The sequence below is a fragment of the Terribacillus aidingensis genome (assembly GCF_040703035.1).
Taxonomy (GTDB): Bacteria; Bacillota; Bacilli; order Bacillales; family Amphibacillaceae; genus Terribacillus.
This window is the reverse complement of sequence record NZ_CP159996.1, coordinates 2,237,622-2,263,339: the sequence shown is the minus strand read 5'-3', so window position 1 is coordinate 2,263,339 and position 25,718 is coordinate 2,237,622. Positions and strand designations below refer to the sequence as shown.

Genomic DNA, 25,718 nt, shown 5'->3' with positions numbered 1-25,718 from the left:
GTTATTATCATCTTTAGGTGATTGGAATCGTGTAAGGTATATAGGAGGAAATGACACAATGAATGTAACCATATACGACGTTGCCCGCGAAGCGAACGTATCGATGGCAACTGTCTCCCGTGTGGTAAACGGCAACCCGAACGTAAAACCTGCAACTCGGAAAAAGGTACTTAGCACAATTGAACAGCTAGGTTATCGTCCGAATGCAGTAGCTAGGGGGCTTGCAAGCAAACGAACTACAACAGTCGGAGCAATCATACCGGATATCTCCAGTATTTTCTTCTCCGAGCTTGCGCGCGGGATCGAAGATATTGCAACCATGTATAAATACAATATGATCCTGAGCAATTCCGATCAAAACCCGGACAAAGAATTGACACTCTTCAACAGCATGCTGGAGAAACAAGTGGACGGTATCGTCTTTATGGGCGGTAAGATCAGCGATGAGCTGCTGCAGCAGTTCGATAAATCCCCTGTACCAATCGTCATTGCAGCAACTGGGCAAGGTACAGGCGAGATACCAACTGTCGCTATCGACTATGAACAAGCAGCTTATGAAGCAACTAAATTGCTTGTCGATCACAATCATAAGCATCCGGCATTCGTTGCAGGAACGGCAGAAGCTGAAACGAATAACCAAAAATACAAAGGTTATCTTCGCGCTGTAACGGAAAATAATGGCGAAGTGAAACAGGAATACATCGTAAAAGCTAACAATACGTACAATTCCGGTCTTGAAGCTGCGAAACAGCTGGCAGACTTGGCAGATCGTCCTTCTGCTGTATTCGTATCTTCTGATGAAATGGCGCTTGGTGTCATCCATGGCTTCCAGGATAATGGCTTGCGTGTACCAGAGGATATTGAAGTGGTAGGGTATGACAATACAAGACTTGCAACGATGGTCCGTCCGACACTTTCCACCGTTGTACAGCCTACTTACGATATAGGCGCGGTAGCAATGCGTCTATTGACGAAGCTTATGAATAAAGAGGAAGTATCAGAAAAGAACGTTATCCTTCCTCATCGCATCATCGAACGAAATTCCACAAAATAAAAACTAGCGTATCCAATCGGATACGCTAGTTTTTTTTATAGGGTAATTGTTTCGGATTCTTTGTCGTCCTTGCCAACAGCTTTGATTTGATAAGTGGAATCAGTGTCAGGAAGATTAAACGAGGATTGATCGCTGAATCCGATCTGCTTGAAATCATTTCCCTGCTTTTGCAGAATGCGATATCCTTTCACGTCATCAGTCTTTGACTGCGTCCACGTCAGCTTGTTCTCCGCTTTTGAGACATTTGTTGGCGGAAGCGGTGCACCGGAACTGGTCTTCACAGTGTCATTTGTATCATCCGATTTTTTTGCAGTGCTGCCGCTTGCAGCAGTTCCAATGAGTTTTTGAACTTTCTCATTGTTAGGGAAGAGCTGTTCGATGCTTACTCCCTGTAATTCGTTCTCTTTTACAAAATCAGGGTTGAGAACGATTTTACCGTTTTGTTTAATCAAGCTGTCATCTGCTTTGGCTGGTACATGATCTTTATCGAACAGATCGGTTTTAACCATTCCGGCTTGCTTACAAAGATCAGTTGGTTTCCCGCCGCCAATTGCGCAATAAGACGCCTTCGTCAATCCATCTGGCTGCTTGAATGATTGGCTTGGAGCCATTAGTTCGGAATCGATTTTGGTTGCACTGTTTACTAACTGTGTCCAAAGCAGCTGATTTCGCTGGCTATATCCCATTCCTGATGTTTGAATGGAATCTTGTTTATCATAACCCATCCATACACCGACAGTAACATTCGGATTGGTAGCAACGAACCAGGAATCATGATAATCCTGGGATGTACCAGTTTTACCTGCCCAATCGACATTCTTATTGGAGAGCTGTGATTTAGCATAGGTTGCTGTTCCGTTATCAAGAACGCCGCGCATCATATCTAGCATTAAATAATTTGTCTGCGGGCTGAATACTTTATTCGACTTGGACTCATGCTTGTATACTTCCTTGCCGTCCTTTGTCGTGATAGATTCAATCATATAAGCATCTGTGAATTCTCCGTTGTTACCAAATGTTGCATAGGCGTTTACGTTTTCCTCTACTGTTGTACCATAGTCCAAGCCGCCTAAGGAAGCAGCAAGTTGTGAGTGATCTCCTTCGGTCAAAGTTGTGATCCCCATTTTCTCTAAGTACTTGCTAGCAGGATCTAGGTTGACTATCGACTTATAGGCTTTAGCTGCAGGTACATTATAAGATTCCTCCAAAGCTTTTCGTGCAGTCACAAGTCCATGATATACACCACCGTAGTTTCCAGGGTTCCATGTTTTTGTCTGGCCTGGTACAGTGAATTTCTTACTTAAGTCACCCATTACACTCCCCGGCTGCAAAGTACCTTCTTCCATTGCTGGAGCATATACAAGCAGCGGTTTCATCGTACTGCCGTTTGAGCGCTTCGTATCAGTTGCATGATTGACTTGGTTTTTCTCATAATCACGTCCGCCGACAAAACTTAGTATTTTACCAGTCTTATTTTCAATCATGATGGATCCAGCTTCAATAGGCTCTGAAACAGTTTCTGTTTTCCCGTCACTATTCGTCCGTTCCACCCAGTGATCAGGCTGATAATACGCATAGTCTTTCGCTATTTTCTGCTGCGCCACATACATATCTTTATTAATTGTCGTATGGATTTGGTAACCTTTTTGGCGAATATCTCGTTCTGCTTTTTCAAGATATTCGTTTTTCAGGTCATTATCTTTGTTCAAGTCTTTCTCGGAATGACCATCCTGTTCAGCGAGCTGAATCGCAATAATATCTGCGGCACGCTGCTCGACCTCGGTAGTCAAATAGCCATAGTCGTCATCGGATGCAGGTTTCGCTTCTGCAAAATCTTTAGTTATATCATAACCAATTGCTTCGTCATATTCGTTCTGGTTGATATAGCCTTCATCCAGCATCCGGTTAAGCACTTGCTTCATCCTGTTCAAACCCGGCTGAAGGGCAGTTTCTTCCTTTATCTCTCCGCTATTCGTAAACGGTGAATAAGCCGTCGGACTTTGTGGCAATCCTGCTAAGAAAGCAGCTTGAGGCAGGGAGAGATCTTTTGCATCCACACCGAAGATACCTTGAGCGGCTGTCTGTACGCCGGCAATATTATGCCCGGAAAGATTTCTCCCGAACGGAACGATATTCATGTAAGCTTCCAGAATCTCATCCTTATTCATCACTTTTTCCAAGCGCATCGCCAGAATGATTTCCTTCGCTTTCCGTTCAAAGGATACTTCGTTGGTCAGTATCTGATTTTTGACAAGCTGCTGTGTCAGCGTACTGCCACCGGTTTTTGTTTCTGAATTCGTCGCTTCCTGCATCAGTGCACGGAGAATAGATTTCGGCACAACACCATCATGCGTTTCGAAATTATCATCCTCCGTTGCGATTATTCCATGGATGACATATGGAGAAATGTCATCCAGCTTCACATCTTCACGATAAAGGTCAGTTTTGATATCGCCGAGGAAAACATTATCAGCAAAGAAGATGGAAGAGGTCTCCTCGTAATTGTAGATATCTTCTTTCATAGAGTCATAGGAACGAACAGGCTCATTTTTCACAAGTGATGCAAAATAACCTGCACCGGCCCCAGCAGCAAAGAAAATTCCGACGCCAGCTATAAGCAGGAAAAAGAGGAATAAGTTCCAGATGACGTCATATGTGATACGAGAATTCCGCTGAATTCGGCCTGCTTTCCAAGCTTCCGCAATTCTTTTGCTAATTCTCGTCCATATTACTTTGATTTGCATATTTCACCCCCGAATTGGTTTGTCTATTATACCATAATAGTCAATTTCCGTAGTGAGTCCAAAATCCGTGTTGCATTTTAATCAAGCATATGGTAATAATGTAGGAACAGTCATTATAAAATATTGCGTTGAAGGTTATAGTAGCGGAACGATTCCCTGTTGCAGAGAGCTGACGGCCGGTGCGAGTCAGTATACAGTTGTTTTGCCAATTACAAGCTGGAGCTTCTCCTGTTCAAGCAGGGGACGGATGTATATCCGTTAGCAAACCGAGTGGCAGTTTACACTGCAACAAGGGTGGTACCGCGAGTTATTCCTCGTCCCTTTTTTTTAGGGATGGGGTTTTTTTTATTCTCAAATGTGAGTGAGGAGTGGTCAATATGTCTATTTTACAGGATTTGAAAGACAGAGGTCTGGTTCAGCAGACGAGTGATGATGCAGGATTGGAGAAGCATCTATCCAGCCAGCAGGTAAGTTTGTACTGTGGGTTTGACCCAACAGCCGACAGCTTGCATATCGGACATCTTGTTCCTATGCTTATGCTGAAACGATTCCAGCAAGCAGGTCACCGTCCGATAGCGCTTATCGGCGGAGGCACAGGAATGATCGGGGATCCAAGCGGACGTTCTGATGAACGCAACTTAAATGATGTCGCAACAGTAGAAAGCTTCAGCCAAGGTATCCAGAAACAGCTTGCCAGCATTTTGAACTTTGATGAAGGTGAAAATGCTGCCAAAGCAGTGAATAACGCAGACTGGCTCGGGGCTATGAGCATCATTGATTTCCTTCGCGATATCGGGAAACATTTTGGAGTCAATTATATGCTGGCGAAAGATTCAGTCGAGTCCAGATTGGCAAATGGTATTTCCTTTACCGAATTCACGTACATGATCTTACAATCCTTGGATTACCTGCGCTTGTACGAAAAAGAAAATGTGACGCTGCAAATTGGCGGAAGTGATCAATGGGGGAATATTACAGCTGGAATGGAATTGATCCGCCGGACTCACGCTGGCAATAATGAAGAAGAGCAGGATAAGGCATTTGCCCTAACTGTTCCGCTTATTACGAAAGCTGACGGGACAAAATTCGGTAAAACAGCTGGGGGAGCTGTGTGGCTAAGCCCAGAACGTACAACTCCTTATGAATTCTACCAATTCTGGTTCAACACAGATGATCGCGATGTAATCAAGTTCATGAAATATTTCACTTTCATGTCTCTTGAGGAAATAGCAGCGTATGAACAAAGCGTGGAAAATGAGCCGGAAAAACGTCTTGCTCAAACGAAGCTGGCGGAAGAGATGACAACGCTTGTACATGGTAAAGAAGCATTGGAGCAGGCAATCAAGATTTCACAGGCTCTATTCAGCGGAGATATTGCTTCCCTGAATGGTGCTGAAATCGAACAAGGATTCAAGGATGTCCCGTCTCATACGGCAGCCGACGAAGACAAACCGCTTGTTGATATGTTAGTGGAAGCAGGAATCTCTTCTTCAAAACGCCAGGCAAGAGAAGACATCTCTAATGGTGCAATCCGAATCAACGGTGAAAAAGAAGAAGACGTATCCCGTGTTCTCACAAAAGCGGATCGAATCGACGAACGATTCATCATCATCCGCCGCGGAAAGAAAAAGTATACATTATTGAAATTTGCTTAATATGAAAAGCACTGTCCCAGCCGGACAGTGCTTTTTATGTTTCATTAGAAGAGGAGCGGGAATGTAATAACCATCTAGTGCTTTCGCATTTACCAGAACGTAAATTAAATAGGAGGCAACAATAATGGTTAATACAAATACAATCGAAACATTCATCAATGAGAGCGATGCAATTGTACGAGTAAATGAATTGATCTCTGCTGGCGTACCGGAGGAGGATATCACGGTCATTGTAGATAAGAAACCTGATAATAGTATTCTAGGAAATAAGAGAGATGTTCATTATAAGGAAGCAAATGGTTCCTTTGGCACAAAATTCGCGTCCTTCTTTTCCAGTGAAGATCCAGAAGAGAAAGTCCTGAAGAACCTGAGTCTTTCAGAAACGGAGAAAGACCGTTATGCTGATGAACTAAAAGCAGGGAAAGTATTGCTGTATGCAGAAAATAAACCTGTAAACCCTACTACTGCTGCTGCCAGCACAGCAACTCCAAAGGATCGAAGTGACCATGCAACAGAAGGAGAAAAAGGCTTGACGGCAGATGGTCTATATGCAACCGATAAACCAAATGACGGTTTGCATGCAGAACCAAATACAAACGATCAGAACGCAAATGAACTGAATAGAACGAGAAGATAGTATTATTTAAAGGCTTCATCAGTGCCTAGGTGCTGATGAAGCCTTTTTATGTGCAATCAAATCAAATAAAGATGGGGTTCCGTCTCATGCTGTACATTCATTCTCCCATTGATGATAATGAAAGCGCATACACAAATATGTGGAACGCATGCTAAGCTATTTATAGAAAGGAGGATTTGATGAATCTTAATGAACGTAACGCAGCTATCCTGGATGCTTTACTCAGTAATCCAAGTGTATCGAGTAACTTAATCGAAAAAAGATTCGACCTTTCAAAAAGACAGTTAGGCTACACCATTAATAAGGTCAACAGCTGGCTCAATCAAATGGGCTTGCCATTGATCGAGCGAACTTCACAAGGCTATTTCCTTATCGACGAAAAAGTATTTACAACGCTAAACCATGTGAAGGAGTCTGTTGAGCAAAGTCATTCTTCTATATTGTCTGTCCGTCAACGTATGCATCTGCTTCTTTGTATGCTGGTAAGTAAGGACGACCTTTCACTGGATTATTTTTCTATTTCGTTGGATATCAGCAGAAATACAATTCTTCGAGATTTAAAAAGCCTGCAGAAGCAGCTTGAACCCTTCCAATTACAAATTCGATATTCACGAAAGCAAGGCTACCATATAGAGGGCAATGAAATGCAGATTCGGAATGCTTTAATGTCCACTCTGATGGAACTGATCGGGACGGACGGTGGACATTCCATTTTGATGGATGTTTTAGAATTGGAAGAAAATTGCTTGTATGACTTCCGCAGTAGAATTGAACAGGTAGAGCAAAAACTATCTATTAAATACACAGATGAGAAAATGAAGACGATGCCAATTACATTGTTCTTGATTCTAGAGCGGATTCGAAAAGGTAAGTGCTTAACTGATTCTCCTATTAGTAATAAGGAATTGGCAGGTACGAAAGAATATCAAGCTGCGGAGGAATTATTATTTGATCAAGAAGGGTTGCCAGAAGCAGAGAGACTTTTTATCACACTCCATCTGTTGTCTGCCAATGTGATAACAACTCATATGGAAGCGGCGGATACATTTCCAGACCTATATCCAGCTGTGGATAGTATGCTCAGTCTTTTTGAGAAAGTAGCTTGTATCCGTGTTCAGGAAAGGAAACAGTTGCTTCATAAATTGATGCAGCATATAAAGCCGGCCTATTACCGAATCAAATATCATCTTACAGACACTACGCCTGTTCCAGGTGTATTGAGTGGAGAGTTTCGAGCTTTGCATCAACTGGTTAAACGATCTCTTGAACCATTGGAGCTCTTTATCCATAGTGAGATACCAGAGAATGAGCAATTATATATTACATTACTTATCGGGGGATGGATTAGGCAGCAGGGAGAAAGTATCGGTGAAAAGGTGAAAGCAATAGTCGTGTGTCCGCATGGTGTTTCTGTATCCAAGCTGATGTTCCATGAATTGAGTGGCTTATTCCCAGAATTCATATTCTTGGATAGCATGTCTGTTCGCGAATTCACCACATACAATCTCGAATATGATCTTGTTTTTTCTCCGGTATTACTGGAAACTTCACGAAAGCTGTTCATTACGAAAACTATGCTGGATGTTCATGAGAAAAGACTTCTCCGGAAACAGGTTCTTTCTTATATACACGGATTTATTTCTAAAGAAGTGAGATCAAGTGACATTATGCAAATCATTAAAAATCATTCAATAGTGAAAAACGAGCAAGCATTGGAAGAGGAACTTCACGCATATCTCTGCCAAGTGGATCAGCATGTGGTTCCAACAACACCCGAAGAAACGCAGCCTCTGCAGCTAAGTGACTTTCTTACAGATAGGCATTTGAAAATGACATATCAATTAGGATCATGGGAAGATGCTGTTCGATCTTGTGCCAATATCTTGCTTGATAAAGGAATTATCGAAGAAAGATATATTGATGCCATGATTAAGGGCTGTGAAGAAGATCCGTATATCGTGATCGGACCTGGCATAGCTATCCCGCATGCTTCACCAGAAGATGGTGTCGTCCGTACTGGAATGAGCCTGTTGAAGATCAAAAATGGCGTACAGTATTTGAATCATCGTATCCATATTATCGTAGTCATCGCGGCAAAGGATAAGAAGGAGCATATCCATGCACTAATGCAGTTGATGAAGCTATCAAAGTCCGAAGCTGATATGAAAGCTTTGATAAATGGTACCACCATACCGGAGATGAAGCGGATCATTCAACAATATTCCGATGACATAGTAAAGGAGAAGGAGTTCCATTATGGCTGATTTTTATCTGGATGAGAATCTAGTATTCCTGCAAGCAAAAGGTACGCGAGAAGAGATATTACGAGAAATGGCAGAAAACCTTGTTAAAGAGGAACTCGTCAAAACTAGCTTTGTGACTGGAGTTATTGAGAGGGAGAAGGAATATCCAACAGGGCTGCCGACTTCATCCTCTCTATCAGTCGCTATTCCGCATACGGACATTGAGCATGTAAAAAAGGATGCAATTAGCATCGCCCTATTGAAGGAACCTGTTGCCTTCCGAGTGATGGGGGAAGCTTCCATGGATACACCTGTGAGCATCATTTTCATGCTGGCGATGAAGCAGTCGCATGCACAGCTGACATTATTAAGAGATTTGATGGACTTTCTCCAAAATGAAACGACGTTGCAAGCATTGTTTGATTCCAAATCAAAAGAAGATGTAGTCAAGCTGATAGATAGGAAGCTTAGCTTGTCTGCCACTAAAGGAGGTGACAGATAATGGCCAAAAAACAAGTATTGGTTGCCTGTGGTGCTGGTATTGCCACTTCAACTGTCGTGAATAGTGCGATTGAAGAGATGGCGAAAGAGAATAAGATTGATGTTAACCTGATCCAAATTAAAATTGCCGAAGTGAATACTTATGTGGATACGGCAGATTTACTAGTAACCACTGCCATGGTAAAAACAGCTTATCCATTCCCAGTGATCAATGCACGCTCATTCTTGACAGGAATCGGTTTGGAAGAAACGAAGGAAGAGATCTTAAAAGAACTGAAAAAATGAAAAGTGGGAGTCGGTTCCAATCTAACTGGGATCGACCTCATTTCAAGAAGTGGGGCTGAATGATGGATACATTTGTGAATTTTTTACAAGGATTTCTTGATTTGGGTGCTACCGTTATACTGCCGGTAGCAATCTTTCTTCTGGGACTTTTATTCGGTCAGAAGCCAGGGAAGGCATTCCGTTCTGGGCTTACAATCGGAGTCGCTTTTGTCGGTATATTCCTCGTCGTCGACTTGCTGACGCTGAACCTAGGACCTGCTGCACAGCAGATGGTTGATCGTTTGGGAGTAGATCTTAATGTAATCGATGTTGGATGGCCAGCCACTTCTTCTATAGCCTGGGCATCTGTCGTGGCTGCATTTATTATACCGCTTGGTCTTGTTGTCAATGTCATCATGCTCGTAACGAAGACGACAAAAACTATGAACGTGGATATTTGGAATTATTGGCACTATACATTTATGGCTGCAGTTGTATATACCGTTTCTGGAAGTGTAGTACAAGGGCTTATCGCAGCTGTCATTTTTCAGATTGTCTGTTTGAAAGTGGCGGATTGGACGCAGCCAATGGTAGAGGAGTTCTATGAGATGCCAGGCGTGACTGTTGCGACAGGCAGTACAATTTCTTATGCTCCGGGGATACTCATTGTTAAGCTGATTGAGAAGATACCAGGCCTGAATAAGATACATGCCGATCCTGAAACGATTCAAAAGAGATTCGGTATTTTCGGGGACTCGATGGTAATTGGATTATTACTAGGCGCTGCTATAGGTGCATTAGCCGGTTATGGAATTGGAGATATTATTGAAATCGGAATGGCAATGGCTGCTGTCATGGTTTTGATGCCTCGAATGGTGAAAATTCTTATGGAAGGGCTGATGCCAGTATCAGAGTCTGCCAGGAACTGGCTAAGTAAGCGATTCGGTAACAGTGAAATTAATATCGGGTTGGATGCAGCAGTATTATTGGGGCATCCAGCAGTCATCTCGACCGCTCTGATCTTAACGCCAATTACCGTTCTGCTGGCAGTTATCCTGCCTGGAAATGCCGTTTTGCCTTTTGCGGATTTGGCCACTATACCATTTATCGTTGCTTTCATCGTTGGAGCAGCCAAAGGAAACATTATCCATTCTGTAATAACTGGTACAATCATGATTGCCTTATCTCTGTATATGGCCACAGATATAGCTCCTATTTTCACAGACATGACAACTGCTGCCAATATTGAAATGCCAGAAGGCTCGGCGATGGTATCTAGCATTGATCAGGGAGGCAACTTAGTCAACTGGATTATATGGAAGGTTTTCGCAATATTCAATTAATGAATTAGGAGGAGCTCTACATGCATGCTTTAGTGAAAAAGGAGTTAGGCTTTGGCAACCTTATCATTGAAAATAAACCGGAGCCTTACCCAGAAGATGATCAAGTAAAAATAAAAGTTACTTATGCTGGCATATGCGGATCTGATATCCACACGTATGAAGGAAGCTACCGAGTAGCTGCTCCTGTCACATTAGGACATGAATTTGCTGGCGTCGTAGTCGATGTAGGGAGTAATGTAAGCCATCTGAAGCCAGGAGATCGGGTTACTTCCGAGACGACTTTCTATATATGCGGGCAATGCAGCTATTGTCAGCAGAAGGATTATAACTTATGCAAGTATCGAAAAGGACTTGGAACACAGCAGGATGGCGGCTTTGCAACTTATGTGATTGCAAGGGCTGAAAGCATTCACCATATTCCGGATAATGTTGATGATCAGTCAGCAGCAATGACAGAAGCGCTAGCTTGCACACATCATGCAGTAGCTAAAACAACGATTAGACCAAATGACATTGTAGTCGTTATAGGACCAGGGCCTATTGGTCTTTTGACCGCGCAAGTTGCTAAAAGCAAAGGGGCTACGGTACTTATCACCGGCTTGTCATCTGATACAGTTCGGTTGGAAAAAGCAAAGGAGCTTGGAATTGACTATGTGATCAACGTACAGGAAGAATCGCTGGAAGAGATTATTTCAGGACTGACAGATGGATATGGAGCGGATGTCGTTTTTGAATGTTCAGGTGCGATTCCAGCTGCGCGTCAGGGGTTGTCACTTCTTCGAAAAAAGGGACAGTACGCTCAAGTAGGTTTGTTTGCCGAGGCAGCCATTCCGTTTGATATGGAGCAGGTTATTCAAAAGGAATTGAAGATCATTGGCAGCAGGAGCCAGAAGCCCGCTGACTGGGAACCTTCGCTGCATCTGATGGAGAGCGGTGCCGTGGATGCAGCTGCGCTTGTCACCCACATTTTCGATATAACAGAATGGGAGAAGGCTTATCAATTAATCAAATCGGGAGAAGCAATTAAAGTCCTTCTGACACCAACGAAAGAAAGGTGAAAAATGATGGAAAAAGAAAAGCTGATTGAGTTGATCGATTACACACTGCTGTCTCCAGTTGCCAGTAAAGAGATTATAAAAACATTTTGTCTAGAAGCGATAACTCATGGATTCCGGACAGTCTTCGTAAATCCATGGTATGTCCCCTATGCTTATACAATCCTGTCACCCCATGGCATTAAAGTAGGAGCACCTATTGGCTTTTCGCTAGGCGGTGCCACTACAAGAGTTAAAGTAGAAGAAACGAAAGCGGCGATTGAAGATGGAGCTTCGGAAATCGATATGCTTGTGAACCTGGGAGCGGTGAAATCCAGAGAATTCAATGCTGTTTATCAGGATATCGATGCTGTGGTAAGAGCTGCGGGAGGATTGACAACGAAGGTCATCATCGAGACCTCTTTGTTAAACCTAGCTGAGAAACGAGAGGTGACGGAAATTGTCATGGCAGCAGGAGCGGATTTTGTTAAAACAGCGACCGGATTCAACGGTGGAGGTGCGACAGTAGAGGATATTGAACTTTTATCCAACATTTCACAAGGTAAGATAGGTGTAAAGGCTGCGGGAGGCATTAGAACCTATGAAGATACAGTCAAAATGATTGAGGCAGGTGCAACGCGAATCGGTGCAAGCGGGGCTGTAGCAATTATTCAGAACAGAAAATCAAAAGCCGACTACTAATTTGGAGGTGTAAAGATGGTAGATATGATGCTTGATTTTATGCTCGGATCCTTGAGGGAAGTAAGTGCCTTCTATTTTGCACATCAATTGATTTTTAATGGCCTAATTATAGGTGGCGTATGCCTGAAACTGTTCACGAAGAAGAGAACGAAGCAGACATAAAAGGATGGGACATGAATGAAGACGCTGAATCTGTATGGAGTTGAAGATATAAGGTTTGAACAATCTCCGCGCCCAACGATTGAAGCGGAAAACGATGTAATCATAAAAATCACTGCTGCAGGTATTTGCGGTTCCGATCTGTCGCGTTATAAAAAGCTTGGTCCCTATAGAGCTGGTATGACATTCGGTCATGAATTCTCAGGGGTGGTGGAGGAAACGGGAGCGGCTGTCACTAATGTAAAAAGAGGAGATAGAGTGGCTGCCTGTCCGACACATGCATGTGGAAACTGCTGCTATTGCAAGAGCGGTCAGCCTTCGCGATGTGAGGATTTAATGGTCATCGGATCCAAGGTACCTGGTGCTTTTGCAGAGTATGTAAAGCTGCCAGCAAATCATGTTATACCACTTCCTCCTGAAGTGAATGATGAGACGGCAGCACTTATTGAGCCTGCTGCTGTTGTAGCTCATGGTTTCTATCGGACACAAATCAAACCTGGAGCAACTGTTGCTGTAATGGGAGCCGGAAGTATCGGGCTGCTTGCGATACAATGGGCTAGAATCTTTGGAGCGAAGACAGTCATTGCCATCGATATCGATAAAAGAAAATTGGATATTGCTTTAGAAATTGGTGCCGATTATGTGATTGATGGTTCGGCAGCTGAACCTCATGAAGCGATACTGGCATACAAAGATGGAACTGGAGTTGACCTGGCAATCGAATCAGCCGGTTCACCAGTGACATCTGCACAAGTATTATCACTTCCTAAAAAAGGTGGAGAGATTGTCTATTTGGGTATCCCATACGCTGATATACGAATTGAGAGATTTTATTTTGAGAAAATCGTCAGAAATGAGCTTACAATTCACGGCTCTTGGAATGCTTTATCTGCTCCATTTCCTGGTCAAGAGTGGACAAATGCTATTCATTACATGAAAACTGGCCAAATAAATGGAGAGAAAATGATAAGTCATCACATACCTTTAAGTGAAGGTCCTGCAATTTTTAAGCAGCTTACCGATCGAAGTATTGATGCCGTGAAGGTGCTATTTCATCCGTAATATAACTAAGAAGATGTATGAGAATACATCTTCTTTTTTGTGCAATGAGGTCTGAAAATTAGAGGGCATGTTTATAAAATGCTATGCCGGGAATACAAAAAACATGAAACACTTCAAAACTATTTAGGAGGCATACAACATGTTAGCGCAAAATAAAATCGAAACCTTCCAAAATGAAAATGATGTGATTGTAAGAGTGAACGAATTGAAATCCAAAGGTATTCAAGAAAACAAAGTAACAGTCATTACAGACAAGAAACCTGAGTCTTCTATTCTGGCTGACAGATTGAGCGTGAACTATAAGGAGGCTAAAGGTTCCTTTGGCGATAAGGTATCTGCTTTGTTTTCCGGAGATGATCCAGAGGAGAAGGCATTAGAGGATCTTAACTTGAACCAAAAAGAAACTGACCGTTATGTAGATGAATTGAAGAGCGGAAAAATCCTGTTGTTTGTTCATCCCTCAGCACAGCAAAAATTGCAGGCAGATGTCTCAGCAACAAATAGTGACACATTAAGAGCACAAGAAAAAAATACAACACCTGGAAATAACACAACACAAACTGGCAATACTGCTTTTGCGGATTTGAATAGCGGTAAAACAGGACAACCTAATGCATCCCAGACAGAACAAATGGAATTGCATGAAGAGGTAGTCGATGTTGATACGAATACAGTGAAATCCGGTGAGGTTAATATTGATAAACGTACGGTGACGGATCAAGAAGAATTTGAGGTTCCTGTAACAAAACAGGAAGTGAGTATCGAACGCCGCCCAGTCAATAAAGTAAGTGAACGAGGTAAAACAGCTGAAGCTTACACAGAAAAAGATGAAATTCATGTGCCGGTATTCGAAGAAAAAGTAGATGTGGATAAGAAAGACGTCATTAAAGAAGAGATTGTCGTCAACAAGAAAGACGTCAAAGAAAATGTCCATGTACGTGAAAACGTAAGACGTGAAGAAGCAGAGATTAAAGATACTACAAATAAAAATAATGGTCTAAAATAATCCAAAAGCTCACCAGTATATGCTGGTGAGCTTTTTTGTCTTATCGATTCAAGTCACTTATTCCGGTGCTATGCTCATTTGGAAGTTCCGGCAATTCAGGTACAGGGTAGCCAGCTGGCGGTTGGGAAACTGAGAATTCCCCGCCATTTCTGCTAGGTACGGTTCCCTGGATAATTTCTGCGATACGGGTTTGATCAAGACGGAAATTGAATTGTGTATTATGGAAGCCCATATCTACGAATTTTTTACATTCGGGATATTTGTTGATGTCATAATTCGGCACCGGTAAGATTCTGCCCCAATCCACACCGAGTGTTTCCAATGCTTTTGCAAAAGCGTTCTGGTGTGCATTATCCCGAACGATAAGGAAAGCTAAAGTTTCCCGGAATGTAGCATTGGAACTCATTTCATATATACGTGTCTTCTGCAAAACGCCAGTTGATTCCAGCACGACGTTATTTAGCAGGTCAGCAATCAAGTTGCCATGGCTGTAAACCCATGAGCCATTCCATGGATTACCTGCCGCATCAAATGGAATAGAAGACTGTGCACCGATGATATAGTGATGCGGGTTTACGTTAGGCGTCTGTTCGATTGGACCATCAAGTGGAGCTCCATCGGGCGCAGTGTTTCCTGCTCCACCTTCACCAGACTCGTCCAGCAAGGCATTGATTGTATTTTGCACTAGCTCAACATGAGCTATTTCTTCCAGGAAGATACCGCGCAGAAGATCACGGAACTGTTTCTGTTTTCCGCGGAAGTTCGAGCTTTGGAAGAAGAATTGCATCATAGTACGCATTTCTCCATAATGACCGCCTAGGATTTCCTGCAATACTTTCGCAGCAGCGGGATCGGGCTTATCCGGTTTGATGATATTGATTAATTCCTCTTTGTAATAATACATTGAAGAGCACCTCAACTTCCTGTCGATTTAATCTTATTGTCCTCTGTCATGTTTCCCATTATTCATCTTAACTTAGGAAAATGGTATTATTTTTCCTTTATATCATCTGTTCTGTATAGATTTACATCAAAAAAAGATGCTATAGTAAAATGTGTTTAGATTACTTGAAGAAAGAAATAAGGAGCAGAGAAATGCTATATCAACAGGAATTACATCAGCACTATCTGGAAAATATAGATCACTTAGTAGAGAAGTGGTACGCTGCAGCTGACAAATCGAGCGGCGTATATTCGGTAACAGATCCGGACGCAATTGCACAGCTGAAAGCACAGAATAGAGGATTTCACGAGCAATTTTGTGAAGTTTTGAATCAGGATACCACTAATTCGTGTGATGCATTTGAGGATTGGATCGTTTCTATTGCCAAGGATGATCGGCACTTGGATACACCGATTGAAGCAATCATAAATGAATTTTATCGCAATCAGGCATTGTATCTCGAGGTTCTTCGGGAATTCTGCACGGAGAAGAAAGTAGATGCGCAGACAGCTTTGGATTATTATCAGAAAATAACCGATTCGTTTAGTCAGGTGATCGTCTGGTTCATCCGTGAAAATGCAAAGCAATCTGAGTTCAAATTACAGGCACAGCAGGATATGATACTGGAGCTTAGCACACCTGTAATTTCATTGACACCTACTGTGGCGCTATTGCCGCTTGTAGGAGAAATCGATACGAATCGAGCTCAGTATATGATGGATAACGTACTGCATAGCTGCTCGAAGCTGGGAGTCGATCATCTGTTCATTGATATGTCGGGTGTCGTCGTTATCGACACGATGGTGGCCCAGCGGATTTTCTCTATTATTGAATCGTTGAAGCTGCTCGGAGTCGAGACTATTATTTCCGGTATGCGTCCTGAAATCGCCCAAACTTCCACCCAGCTAGGTATTCCGTTCAACCAGCTGAAGACGACGCATTCCTTGAAGAATGCAGTAGAGAAGATTATGCTGCAGAAAATAAAGTGATTGAAAGAGAGCACTTCTAAAGTGCTCTTATTTTTTCGACAAAAGTCGACTTTCTTCATAATTTCAGGAGAAAGTAGTACAATAGTATTTGTATAGTTCAAACTATCTACTATCGGAGGGGTTACATATGAGTAAAGTAGCAATCATTACAGGGGCAGGCAGCGGTTTAGGCCAAGCTACGGCTGTACGACTTGCGGAAGAAGGCGTGAACATTGCTGTGGTTGACGTAAGTGAAAAAGGTGCTGGCGAGACTGTTGAATTAGTGAAACAAGCTGGAGCAGAAGCAATCTTCATCCAAGCAGATGTTTCCAAAGAAGCAGATGTTAAGAATTATGTAGATAAAACTGTCGAGCATTTCGGTTCTATCGATTACTTCTTCAATAATGCCGGGATTTCAGGAAGCGGTAAATATTTCTTGGATTCTGATGTTGCAGAAATTGAACGCATCGTTGCGATCAATTTGCTAGGTGCACTTTATGGTGTCCGTTATGTAGCAGAAGTAATGGTGAAAAATGGCGGAGGTTCCATCGTTAATACATCATCCAGTGCTGGTGTAATCGGTCAGGACTCTGTTGTGACGTATGCAGCGACAAAACATGCGATAGTCGGTATGACCAAAAGCTTGGTTGCAGAATATGCGAAGGATGGTTTGCGTGTAAACGCAATAGCGCCAGGTCCTACAGAAACGAAGATGGTGGCAGAGTTTTATGCTGCCAATCCGAAAATGAAAGAAAATGCGACTGGCGGCATCCCGCAGAAACGTCTTGGAACACCGGAAGAAGTAGCAGAACTTGTTACATTCCTTCTTACTTCTAAAGCACAGTACATCAATGGGGAAGTTATCCGTATTGATGGCGGTTTTACGAATACGAAATAATTTTATAAAAAGGAGGCGTCTTGCTTATAGTAAGGCGTCTTTTTTATACATAAAAAAACTCCGGAGATGCCTAAGGGCAATCCGGAGTCTTTCAAGCAATTAACGGGAGTAGAACTCTACGATAAGTGCTTCGTTGATTTCAGCTGGAAGCTCAGAACGCTCTGGGTAACGAGAGTAAGTTCCTTGCAAGCTGTTTGCATCGAATGTCAAGTAATCTGGTACGAAGTTATTCGCTTCAACAGAACTAGCGATGATATCAAGTTTAAGTGATTTCTCACGAACACCGATAACTTGACCAGGTTTTACGCGGTAAGATGGGATATCTACGCGTTTACCGTCTACAGTGATGTGGCCGTGGCCAACGATCTGACGAGCTTGTCTGCGAGTACGAGCCAAGCCTAGACGGAATACAAGGTTATCAAGACGAGACTCAAGAAGTGTCATGAAGTTCTCACCATGGATACCTTTCATTTTACCAGCTTCCTCGAATGCACGACGGAATTGGCGTTCGTTCATGTTGTACATGTAACGAAGTTTTTGTTTCTCAGCTTGCTGCAAACCGTATTCGGATTGCTTTCTGCGTTGGTTTGGACCGTGTTGTCCTGGTGGGTAAGGGCGTTTGTCAAGCTCTTTACCTGTTCCGCTTAGGGAGATACCAAGACGACGGGATTTTTTCCATAATGGACCTGTATAACGTGCCATGGATAAATTCCACCTTTATTATTTTATTTGCATAAAATAAAAACAGAGTGTGCTCGAATCACCTGTTGATTATGTTTTCATGTACCATCGCTCCGACAGCAGAGAGTTACACGATACACCTTCTGAAACAAGGAGAAACGAAGATTCGTCTCTTAGTACACCTTGCCAAGAAAGGAACAAAATCAGACAAATGGGAGTTCACATAGGCCGCCATTTATTTTACACAAAGAGTATTATAAGCTTTCTGTCTGGTTAAAGTCAAGGTAATTAGACAAAGGAGATATTATGAATATGATTGTAAGTAAAAAGAACTAGGATATCAATTGAGAATTGAGTCTATTATCTTATATAATAGAATAAAACTACCAAAATGTAGGGGAGATGCAAATGGAGCGGCTAACTGACAGTAATCTTGAACAAGCAAAGCTTTATTTCTACCAGCTCCTCGTATCGGGAGAAAGCTATAGTTACAGAGAGATACTTGCGCTTATGACCGAAAATATGAAGAATCTCCTGCAGGCAGACAGTATGGCGCTATATTTATATGATGAATGGCAGCAGCAATTGGACCGAATAAGCTACGCCGGGCCGAGGCAGAGCGGATTCCGTCTATCTATTGGTTATATTCGCCAGGGGGTTTGTATACCTGATATGTTAAGGGAATTCCCGCATGTATTGGATAGAGTCTTACCCTTACATCGTCCGAATGAAGAAGTCATCGGATTTCTGTATATCGGGGGAGGCGGAGAAAAGATTCCTGATTGCAGGGAACTTGCCTGGGAAATCGGTAGTTATGTTACGCACCTTATCCGTACGTTTCAAGCGAAAGAAGATGAAAAGCATACTGTACAATTATATGAAGCAACGACAAATCTGCATGCTTCTATTGATATGCATGATGTGCTGAGAGTGTTGATCACGACTTTGCAGCGCACTTATCCGCAATTTGTTTATGCACTTTTACTCGCCCAAGATTATCACGGTGATACAGATTTGCCAATCAAAAATTTGGTTTATGATTATTCTGTCCATGAAGCCAGTACGCGGGCATATATGACAGGTGAAGTGCAAGTGGAAGCGAGTGCAAATGGAGAAGTGGTCAATCGGTATGTGCCTTTGAACGGAAAGCAGGGTATATATGGTGTATTGCATATCTCGGTTCCAACAGCTATTGCATATACAAAAGCGGATCATAGTTTTATTACGAAGCTAGCTGATTCGGCAGGGAATGCACTTGAGAATGCCAGATTGTATCAACACTCCAAGAAACTGATAAGTGATCTGCAGCTAATTAATGAAACATCAAAGAAAATGAATGCCAACTTGCGTCTATCAGATACAATCAGTTTGATGCATCAGCAAATTCGAGATACGTTCGGCGGGGAAGAAATTGGATTCATCCTATATAGAGGAGATCAAGACGCAGGTGACATATTGAATGGCAGTACAGGTTTTTTCTTTGAAAAAAATTCCCGGGGTTTCCTGGAATGGATTGCACAGCATTGCCGGAATGCACAAGGAGAAGCGATGTTTATCAGCAATTTCCAGGAACGATATCCGAATGTGCCGCTTCCTTATCGGTCTTTACTGGCGATTCCGATGGTAAGGTCGGAACAGCTGCAAGGTGTAGTGCTTGTACTTCATCGCAACCCTAGCTTTTTCACTTTTGAATCATTCCGTTTGATCGAATCACTTGTGCAGCATTCTTCGTTGTCGATAGTCAATTCCATGCTTCGTGAGAGGCTTGAGAATTTAGTCATTACAGACTATCTTACGAATCTATTTTCAAGAAGTTATCTGGATGAACGGATGCGTGAGCATATACAGGAAGATGCGCAAGGCGGCTTTATCCTGATTGATGTGGATGACTTCAAAAAAGTGAATGATACGTATGGGCATAACACGGGTGATTATCTCCTGATCCAAGTGGCCAATCTTATCAAGGATTTGCTCGGCCCGTCAGATGTGGCAGCAAGATGGGGCGGAGAAGAGCTTGCAATCTACCTGCCACATGCGTCTTTTGATCAGACAATAAAGAAGGCAGAAAGAATCGTTCAAAGTATTGCGGGCTCGACACGTCCTGCAGTTACGGTTTCCTGCGGGGTATCTACATGGACAGATGAAGATCGTCCGGCCGTACATAACCTGTTCTCCAGAGCGGACCGTAAGCTTTATGATGCAAAAAGGCTCGGAAAAAACAGATATTGTATCTAAATGAAAAAACAGCTTCCTTTAGCGGAAGCTGTTTTTTATTTAGTCAAATGCTTGACGAGAACTTCGATGAATTTTTCTAAGTATTTCTGATCTGTTTCGTCGAATCGATTTTTGGACGGACTATCGATATCAAGCACTCCGTAAGATTTGCCATTTACAACGATAGGAACAACGATTTCGGACTGGCTTGCTGCGTCACATGCGATGTGACCAGGAAATTGATGTACATCGGCTACTAGCTGTGTTTTATTTTCTGCTACAGCTGTTCCGCATACACCTCTACCAATTTTAATGCGTACACACGCCGGAAGGCCTTGGAATGGACCTAGAATCAATTCTTCTCCTTTATGAAGATAAAAACCGACCCAGTTCACATCATCCAAAAACTGATTCAAAAGAGCAGAAGCATTTGCCAGATGAGCGATTTCGTCTTCTTCGCCAGTAAGCAACGCATCAAGCTGTTTGACGAGCAATTCATAGTCCTTTTCACGGGAACCGCTATAAGCCTTTGTTTCGAACATATTCATTTCCCCCATATAATTAATTTCTGTAATTCGACAGAAGGCGCGAGATTTGGCGAGCGAAAGTTGCAGGTATGCCTCTTTCGCTGTCGTATACAACAGATAAAGGAGCTGAGAAGATTGAAAAAAAATGACACGAAACAAAAAGTGATGGACGCCGCTTGTCAATTGTTCTACACAAAAGGCTACCATGGGACATCCGTCCGCGATATTGCGGGAAAAGCTTCGGTCAATGTCTCCTTGATCAACTATTATTATAAGAGCAAGCAAGGACTTCTGGAAGCATCCGTCGTGCTGTATTACGAAGAATATCTTGCTGTGCTGGAGAAAATAGCCCAAAAACGCGGGCAGGACTCTTCCAGTACCTATCTGAAACAGTTAATTGAAGCAATTATACATTATAAGCTCTCGCGGAATCAATTCACGGGTTTCATCCAAAGGGAGCTCATGCTGGATTCTGTCTTTGTCAGGGAAATGGCGGTGACGTATCTTGCGAAGGAGAATCATACGCTGAAGCAAGCCTTCCGTGATTACTTGGAAGCCAGTGGGATACGTGAACGGGAAGGAGTATATCTTTACATGCAGCTTTCCGGTATGCTGTCTGCGCCATTTACGATGAACAAAGAAATGAAAGGAATGTTGCTGACAGAGGAGTCACGCCGCTATTTTTGCAGCATGTACACGTCAAGTATCCACCATTGGATCGATACGTTGACAACGGTTTCGTCCGCTGCGCTCCGTGCAGTATCCGCCAATTGATGCATTACCAGGGGAAAAACATGGAAAATACCAGAGAAATTTGAAAAAATTTAGCCATATTTGCGGTTTACATGGTATCATATTAGTATTAAAAATAGATAACGATTATTAGGGTATTACTCCTTTTTCCCGAGTATTGGTTAGGAGGCTGGACATTGCCGTACATCATCGGAGGAATTATTTTAATCATCGCCCTGATCATCTTGGGCTTGATTATGAGAAAGCGAGTTTATGATGAAGTGGACCGGCTTGAGAGCTGGAAAATGGATATATCGAACCGCAACGTATCGGAAGAATTAGCGAAAGTGAAAGCGTTGAACCTGTCTGGAGAAACACAGGAAAAATTCGAATCGTGGAAGGAACGCTGGGATCATATCGTAACCAAAGAGCTTCCAGATACAGAAGAGGCTCTTTTTGATGCGGAGGAAGGTGCTGACCGCTATCGTTTCAAAAAAGCGAAACAGCATCTGCAGCAAGTGGAAGCGACACTTTCTCAAGTGGAGGATAAGATTGAAGCTATGTTCCGTGAGCTGGACGAGCTGCTTGCATCGGAAGAAGAAGCTCGCAAGCAGGCAGAGGCTTTACAGCCTGTACTGCAGACGCTGAAGCGTACGATTTCGCAGCATCGCCACCAATTCGGAAAAGCAGATGTGCGTTTTGAGACAGCTATTGCTGAGCAAATCACACAGCTGGCTACCTATCATTCACTCATCGAATCTGGCAACTACTTCGAAGCTAACCAACTCATTACAGATGTGAAAATGAAAACAGAGTCTCTGGAAGCTGAGATTGAGGCATTTCCTCAAGTGTACAAGCAGGTGAAGCAAGACCTGCCGGCGCAAGTCACGGATTTGCTGGGCGGTATCCGCGAGATGAAGCAAGATGGCTACCGGATCCATCATCTAGGTTTCGAAGACGAGCTGAAGGCTGAGAAGGAACGTTTGGATCTTCTGATAAAACATCTGGAAGCGGGCGATGCAGAAGAGACGAATTTGGTTATACCTGCTTTGGAAAACCGTATTAAAGAGATGTATCAACTGCTTGAGAACGAGGCTGTTGCCAAGAATTATGTCGATTCCAAATTCGAGCAATACGTCAATGCTGTCGAGAAGAAAACAGAGTCCTATATCAAGACAAAAGAAGAAGTTGACCTGCTTCGGGAATCTTATTTCTTTACTGACAATGATGTCGAATTCCATCTGAAGCTTGAAACAAAGATCTCCAGACTCGTCAAACAGCTTGAGACGCTGCAGCAAGAAGTCGATGATGAGCTCGTATCACATGCGAAGCTGAAGGAAGAGCTGGAAGCGGGCTTCCGTGAACTGAGTGCCATAGAAGAGGAACACGAGGCGATCCGTGAAAAGATCAAGACATTGCGTAAAGATGAATTGGAAGCTAAAGAAAAAATTGCTGACATGCGGCAGAAGCTGTACGATGTGAATCGGAAACTGCAAAAGAGCAATATTCCTGGTGTACCGCAGGATGTTTGGCAGATGGTCGAAGAGAGTCAGGAGAAAACCTCCCGCACAATGGAAGTTCTCGAAGCACATCCGCTAGATATGGCTGAGGTCCGTACACATCTGCAGCAGGCAGAGGAAGTCACCAGTACAACTATTGAACAAATTGAGCATTTACTTGAACAAGCTTATTTGGCAGAAGTAGTGATTCAGTATTCCAACCGTTACCGCAGCCAATATCCGATGCTTGCTGCCGAAATGGCAGAATCAGAGAAGCTTTTCCGTGAATATCAATATGAACAAGCCTTAGAACGGGCTGCACGTGCATTACAAGATATAGAGCCAAAAGCGCTGGAACGCTTGGAAAAACATATCAAGGTTCCCAGCTGATACATAAAGCAATCCCTTGCCACATGCGAGGGATTGCTTTATTTTAGTAAAAGATAGTTTTTGAACAGAGGGGAGACGGATATATGATTTACTTTGATAACAGTGCAACAACGAAGCCGCACCCTGACGTGCTTGTCAGTTACACAGAGGCAGCACAAGCGTATTTCGCCAATCCTTCTTCTCTGCATCGATTGGGCGGCAGTGCAGAACAGCTGTTGACTGCATGCCGGAAACAGGCTGCACAGCTTTTACATGTCGGGGAAAATGAGGTTTTTTTCACATCAGGCGGAACAGAAGGAAATAACCTGGCAATTAAAGGAACGGCATTTCAGAAAAAACGTATAGGGAATCATATTATTACGACGACCGTGGAACATCCTTCTGTCTTGGAGACTTGTGCGGAATTGGAGAACCAGGGCTTTAAGGTAACGTACGTTGATGTGGATAAGTATGGTTATGTGACAGCTGAAAAGATAAAAGCGGCCATAACAGATCAGACCATCCTTGTAAGTGTGATGCATGTGAATAATGAACTTGGCACCATCCAGCCAATTAAGACAATTGGCCAGATGCTGACCGAATTTCCTGCTATCACTTTCCACGTCGACCATGTCCAAGGAGCCGGGAAAGTAGCACTCAATCTCAAAGAGAGTCATATTCATCTTTGTACGCTATCAGCTCATAAATTTCATGGAGTGAAAGGCAGCGGTATACTGTATAAAGCTGCTGATACACGTATAGCTGCTCAGATGTCCGGTGGAGGACAGGAACAGGCACTTCGCTCCGGAACCGAAAATGTACCTGGAATAACGGCTATGGTTAAAGCGCTGCGGTTGGCGATGGAAGAGCTGCAGACGTATCCTGCTAAGCTTTTTGAATTGAGGGAGCGACTTTGGGCTGGACTGGAAAGAATGGAGGGCGTTGTACTTCATTCTCCTCCTGCTGGTGCTCCGCATATCGTGAACTTTTCTGTTCCAGGCTTGAAGCCGGAAGTATTGGTGCATGCTCTTGGTGAAAAGGATATTTATGTATCGACAAAATCAGCGTGCTCTTCCAAAAACAGCGACGCGAGTGCGGTGCTGCTCGCTTGCGGGGTGCCGGATGCACAGGCAGAATCTGCTATCCGTGTGAGTTTTTCTTATGATAATACACAGCAAGAAGTCGACTATTTCTTGGAGATACTTGAAAAGACATTAACACAATTAAAGAAAGTGATGAGGTAAGCTTATGCAGTATGATCATATATTGATACGTTATGGAGAAATGGCACTAAAAGGAAAGAATCGTAAGCATTTCACCAAACAACTGGAATATAACGTGAAGGACCAAATCAGATCTTACCCGAAAGCGAAAGTAGAACGTACTCGCGACCGGATGTATATTCATCTTCATGGGGAAGATCATGAACCGATCGTAGAAGCATGCCGGCATATATTCGGCATCCATAGCTTCAGTTTGGCTATCCGGACGGAAAATGAAGAACAGGCAATCAAGCAAGCTGCATTGCAGCTGCTGCTCGATAATCCAGCGGGAACGACATTCAAAATCTCTTGCCGACGAACAAACAAACGATTCCCGATTGATTCACAGGAGATGAATCAGCGTATTGGTGCGTACGTTCTTCAGAACAGTGAGGGCTATCCTGTTGATGTAAGGAAACCTGGTGTTGACATCATGGTGGAGATTCGCGAGCGAGCAACTTATGTAACTGGCCAAAAAATCAAGGGGCCGGGCGGCTTGCCAGCAGGCAGTTCAGGCAAAACTCTATTAATGCTATCAGGCGGTATCGACAGTCCTGTCGCAGGGTATCTGGCTATGAAGCGCGGTGTCGAGATAGAAGCAATCCATTTCCATTCACCGCCTTATACAAATGAACGTGCAAAACAGAAAGTGATCGACTTAGCGCAAACATTATCGAAATTCGGTGCTAAAGTGAAGATTCATGTTGTTCCATTCACAGATTTACAGGTGAAGGTGCATCAAGAAATACCCTTTGGCTATAGCATGACAGTCATGCGTCGGATGATGCTGCGTATCAGTGAACGAATTGCGGAAAAACACGGTATCATGTCGCTTACTTCCGGAGAAAGCCTTGGTCAAGTCGCGAGTCAGACGATGGAAAGTATGTTTGCAATTAACGAAGTGACGAATTATCCGATACTTCGTCCATTGATTACAATGGACAAGTCTGACATCATTGATATTGCAAAACAAATCGATACCTATGAAATTTCAACTCGTCCATATGATGACTGCTGTACAGTATTTGTACCAGAGGCACCAAAAACAAAGCCTCGCCGTGAAAAGGTCCATCTGTATGAAGGGACAATCGACTTCTCGGCTGAATTCGAACGAGCTATCGAAGGAACAGAGATTATCACTGCATTGCCAGAAGAAGATAAAGCGCCTTTTGCTGATTTATTGTAAGAACTTCCCATATAAATAGTCCGTATGTTAATCTC

General features: G+C 43.1%; 23 protein-coding genes and 1 other annotated feature. Of the genes, 19 read left to right on the top strand and 4 right to left on the bottom strand.

Translation table 11 applies throughout. The features are described from left to right. Positions 1 to 58: 58 nt before the first annotated feature. Positions 59 to 1,054 carry a catabolite control protein A gene (gene ccpA, locus ABXS78_RS11965; protein ID WP_095224578.1) on the top strand — a complete coding sequence of 332 codons (996 nt, stop codon included), beginning with the start codon at positions 59 to 61 and terminating at the stop codon, positions 1,052 to 1,054. A 35-nt stretch (positions 1,055 to 1,089) separates the two neighbouring features. Here the strand turns inward: ccpA and ABXS78_RS11960 are convergent, their stop codons facing one another. Next, positions 1,090 to 3,798 carry a transglycosylase domain-containing protein gene (locus ABXS78_RS11960; RefSeq protein ID WP_366247410.1) on the bottom strand — a complete coding sequence of 903 codons (2,709 nt, stop codon included), beginning with the start codon at positions 3,796 to 3,798 and terminating at the stop codon, positions 1,090 to 1,092. A gap of 119 nt (positions 3,799 to 3,917) precedes the next feature. Then, positions 3,918 to 4,123: a binding site (T-box leader), on the top strand. A gap of 52 nt (positions 4,124 to 4,175) precedes the next feature. Here ABXS78_RS11960 and tyrS point away from each other — a divergent pair. From tyrS to ABXS78_RS11905, 11 genes are all read left to right on the top strand, one after another. After that, a complete protein-coding gene (gene tyrS, locus ABXS78_RS11955; protein WP_366247409.1) occupies positions 4,176 to 5,453 on the top strand; it encodes a tyrosine--tRNA ligase in 1,278 nt (425 codons plus the stop codon). Between the two features lie 124 nt (positions 5,454 to 5,577). Then, positions 5,578 to 6,090 carry a general stress protein gene (locus ABXS78_RS11950; RefSeq protein WP_366247408.1) on the top strand — a complete coding sequence of 171 codons (513 nt, stop codon included), beginning with the start codon at positions 5,578 to 5,580 and terminating at the stop codon, positions 6,088 to 6,090. Between the two features lie 179 nt (positions 6,091 to 6,269). Beyond that, positions 6,270 to 8,354, top strand: a complete 2,085-nt coding sequence (locus ABXS78_RS11945; RefSeq protein ID WP_366247407.1) for a BglG family transcription antiterminator — start codon at positions 6,270 to 6,272, stop codon at positions 8,352 to 8,354. Beyond that, a complete protein-coding gene (locus tag ABXS78_RS11940; protein ID WP_366247406.1) occupies positions 8,347 to 8,835 on the top strand; it encodes a PTS sugar transporter subunit IIA in 489 nt (162 codons plus the stop codon). The genes ABXS78_RS11945 and ABXS78_RS11940 overlap by 8 nt, the downstream gene beginning before the upstream one ends. After that, positions 8,835 to 9,119 (top strand): PTS sugar transporter subunit IIB, encoded by a 285-nt coding sequence (locus ABXS78_RS11935; RefSeq protein ID WP_038562271.1) that lies wholly within the window; start codon positions 8,835 to 8,837, stop codon positions 9,117 to 9,119. The genes ABXS78_RS11940 and ABXS78_RS11935 overlap by 1 nt, the downstream gene beginning before the upstream one ends. 62 nt (positions 9,120 to 9,181) lie before the next feature. Then, a complete protein-coding gene (locus ABXS78_RS11930) occupies positions 9,182 to 10,441 on the top strand; it encodes a PTS galactitol transporter subunit IIC (protein ID WP_366249932.1) in 1,260 nt (419 codons plus the stop codon). Between the two features lie 20 nt (positions 10,442 to 10,461). Further along, entirely contained in the window at positions 10,462 to 11,499 is a 1,038-nt protein-coding gene (locus ABXS78_RS11925) for a zinc-binding dehydrogenase (RefSeq protein WP_366247405.1), read from the top strand. Positions 11,500 to 11,505: 6 nt separating this feature from the next. Further along, positions 11,506 to 12,177 (top strand): deoxyribose-phosphate aldolase, encoded by a 672-nt coding sequence (deoC, locus tag ABXS78_RS11920; RefSeq protein ID WP_366249931.1) that lies wholly within the window; start codon positions 11,506 to 11,508, stop codon positions 12,175 to 12,177. Positions 12,178 to 12,192: 15 nt separating this feature from the next. After that, complete coding sequence (locus ABXS78_RS11915; protein WP_176465832.1) at positions 12,193 to 12,339, top strand: hypothetical protein; 147 nt, start codon at positions 12,193 to 12,195, stop codon at positions 12,337 to 12,339. A 15-nt stretch (positions 12,340 to 12,354) separates the two neighbouring features. Further along, on the top strand, positions 12,355 to 13,398 hold the full coding sequence (locus ABXS78_RS11910; RefSeq protein WP_366247404.1) for a galactitol-1-phosphate 5-dehydrogenase: 1,044 nt from the start codon (positions 12,355 to 12,357) through the stop codon (positions 13,396 to 13,398). A 139-nt stretch (positions 13,399 to 13,537) separates the two neighbouring features. Next, entirely contained in the window at positions 13,538 to 14,404 is an 867-nt protein-coding gene (locus ABXS78_RS11905; RefSeq protein ID WP_366247403.1) for a DUF2382 domain-containing protein, read from the top strand. A gap of 40 nt (positions 14,405 to 14,444) precedes the next feature. Here the strand turns inward: ABXS78_RS11905 and ABXS78_RS11900 are convergent, their stop codons facing one another. Then, positions 14,445 to 15,308 carry a manganese catalase family protein gene (locus ABXS78_RS11900; RefSeq protein ID WP_366247402.1) on the bottom strand — a complete coding sequence of 288 codons (864 nt, stop codon included), beginning with the start codon at positions 15,306 to 15,308 and terminating at the stop codon, positions 14,445 to 14,447. Positions 15,309 to 15,499: 191 nt separating this feature from the next. Here ABXS78_RS11900 and ABXS78_RS11895 point away from each other — a divergent pair, with 191 nt between their 5' ends. Together ABXS78_RS11895 and ABXS78_RS11890 are read left to right on the top strand one after the other, a co-directional pair. After that, positions 15,500 to 16,336, top strand: coding sequence for an STAS domain-containing protein (locus ABXS78_RS11895; RefSeq protein WP_366247400.1), 837 nt, complete (start codon positions 15,500 to 15,502; stop codon positions 16,334 to 16,336). A 127-nt stretch (positions 16,337 to 16,463) separates the two neighbouring features. Then, positions 16,464 to 17,213, top strand: a complete 750-nt coding sequence (locus tag ABXS78_RS11890) for a glucose 1-dehydrogenase (protein ID WP_095224589.1) — start codon at positions 16,464 to 16,466, stop codon at positions 17,211 to 17,213. Between the two features lie 99 nt (positions 17,214 to 17,312). Here ABXS78_RS11890 and rpsD read toward each other — a convergent pair whose 3' ends face one another. Beyond that, on the bottom strand, positions 17,313 to 17,915 hold the full coding sequence (gene rpsD / locus ABXS78_RS11885) for a 30S ribosomal protein S4 (protein ID WP_095224590.1): 603 nt from the start codon (positions 17,913 to 17,915) through the stop codon (positions 17,313 to 17,315). A gap of 387 nt (positions 17,916 to 18,302) precedes the next feature. Here rpsD and ABXS78_RS11880 point away from each other — a divergent pair, with 387 nt between their 5' ends. Further along, a complete protein-coding gene (locus ABXS78_RS11880) occupies positions 18,303 to 20,129 on the top strand; it encodes a diguanylate cyclase (RefSeq protein ID WP_366247398.1) in 1,827 nt (608 codons plus the stop codon). A 35-nt stretch (positions 20,130 to 20,164) separates the two neighbouring features. Here the strand turns inward: ABXS78_RS11880 and ABXS78_RS11875 are convergent, their stop codons facing one another. After that, a complete protein-coding gene (locus ABXS78_RS11875; protein ID WP_095224592.1) occupies positions 20,165 to 20,650 on the bottom strand; it encodes a GAF domain-containing protein in 486 nt (161 codons plus the stop codon). Between the two features lie 120 nt (positions 20,651 to 20,770). Between ABXS78_RS11875 and refZ the strand changes: the two genes are divergently transcribed. The 4 genes from refZ (at position 20,771) to thiI (ending at position 25,683) form a co-directional block, all read left to right on the top strand. Further along, positions 20,771 to 21,409 (top strand): forespore capture DNA-binding protein RefZ, encoded by a 639-nt coding sequence (gene refZ, locus ABXS78_RS11870; RefSeq protein WP_095224593.1) that lies wholly within the window; start codon positions 20,771 to 20,773, stop codon positions 21,407 to 21,409. A gap of 155 nt (positions 21,410 to 21,564) precedes the next feature. Then, positions 21,565 to 23,256, top strand: coding sequence for a septation ring formation regulator EzrA (gene ezrA, locus ABXS78_RS11865; RefSeq protein WP_366247397.1), 1,692 nt, complete (start codon positions 21,565 to 21,567; stop codon positions 23,254 to 23,256). An 83-nt stretch (positions 23,257 to 23,339) separates the two neighbouring features. Then, complete coding sequence (locus ABXS78_RS11860) at positions 23,340 to 24,479, top strand: cysteine desulfurase family protein (RefSeq protein WP_095224595.1); 1,140 nt, start codon at positions 23,340 to 23,342, stop codon at positions 24,477 to 24,479. 4 nt (positions 24,480 to 24,483) lie between these two features. Next, positions 24,484 to 25,683, top strand: coding sequence for a tRNA uracil 4-sulfurtransferase ThiI (thiI, locus tag ABXS78_RS11855; protein ID WP_366247396.1), 1,200 nt, complete (start codon positions 24,484 to 24,486; stop codon positions 25,681 to 25,683). The last annotated feature ends 35 nt before the right edge of the window (positions 25,684 to 25,718 follow it).

Coding starts and splice junctions, on each gene's coding strand:
- ABXS78_RS11930 (WP_366249932.1), top strand. CDS start 9,182: ATGGATACATTTGTGAATTTTTTACAAGGATTTCTTGATTTGGGTGCT.
- ABXS78_RS11945 (WP_366247407.1), top strand. CDS start 6,270: ATGAATCTTAATGAACGTAACGCAGCTATCCTGGATGCTTTACTCAGT.
- ABXS78_RS11880 (WP_366247398.1), top strand. CDS start 18,303: ATGGAGCGGCTAACTGACAGTAATCTTGAACAAGCAAAGCTTTATTTC.
- ccpA (WP_095224578.1), top strand. CDS start 59: ATGAATGTAACCATATACGACGTTGCCCGCGAAGCGAACGTATCGATG.
- rpsD (WP_095224590.1), bottom strand. CDS start 17,915: ATGGCACGTTATACAGGTCCATTATGGAAAAAATCCCGTCGTCTTGGT.
- ABXS78_RS11905 (WP_366247403.1), top strand. CDS start 13,538: ATGTTAGCGCAAAATAAAATCGAAACCTTCCAAAATGAAAATGATGTG.
- deoC (WP_366249931.1), top strand. CDS start 11,506: ATGGAAAAAGAAAAGCTGATTGAGTTGATCGATTACACACTGCTGTCT.
- ABXS78_RS11925 (WP_366247405.1), top strand. CDS start 10,462: ATGCATGCTTTAGTGAAAAAGGAGTTAGGCTTTGGCAACCTTATCATT.
- ABXS78_RS11860 (WP_095224595.1), top strand. CDS start 23,340: ATGATTTACTTTGATAACAGTGCAACAACGAAGCCGCACCCTGACGTG.
- ABXS78_RS11910 (WP_366247404.1), top strand. CDS start 12,355: ATGAAGACGCTGAATCTGTATGGAGTTGAAGATATAAGGTTTGAACAA.
- ABXS78_RS11875 (WP_095224592.1), bottom strand. CDS start 20,650: ATGTTCGAAACAAAGGCTTATAGCGGTTCCCGTGAAAAGGACTATGAA.
- ABXS78_RS11890 (WP_095224589.1), top strand. CDS start 16,464: ATGAGTAAAGTAGCAATCATTACAGGGGCAGGCAGCGGTTTAGGCCAA.
- thiI (WP_366247396.1), top strand. CDS start 24,484: ATGCAGTATGATCATATATTGATACGTTATGGAGAAATGGCACTAAAA.
- ABXS78_RS11960 (WP_366247410.1), bottom strand. CDS start 3,798: ATGCAAATCAAAGTAATATGGACGAGAATTAGCAAAAGAATTGCGGAA.
- ABXS78_RS11895 (WP_366247400.1), top strand. CDS start 15,500: ATGCTATATCAACAGGAATTACATCAGCACTATCTGGAAAATATAGAT.
- ABXS78_RS11935 (WP_038562271.1), top strand. CDS start 8,835: ATGGCCAAAAAACAAGTATTGGTTGCCTGTGGTGCTGGTATTGCCACT.
- tyrS (WP_366247409.1), top strand. CDS start 4,176: ATGTCTATTTTACAGGATTTGAAAGACAGAGGTCTGGTTCAGCAGACG.
- ABXS78_RS11940 (WP_366247406.1), top strand. CDS start 8,347: ATGGCTGATTTTTATCTGGATGAGAATCTAGTATTCCTGCAAGCAAAA.
- ABXS78_RS11950 (WP_366247408.1), top strand. CDS start 5,578: ATGGTTAATACAAATACAATCGAAACATTCATCAATGAGAGCGATGCA.
- ABXS78_RS11900 (WP_366247402.1), bottom strand. CDS start 15,308: ATGTATTATTACAAAGAGGAATTAATCAATATCATCAAACCGGATAAG.
- ABXS78_RS11915 (WP_176465832.1), top strand. CDS start 12,193: ATGGTAGATATGATGCTTGATTTTATGCTCGGATCCTTGAGGGAAGTA.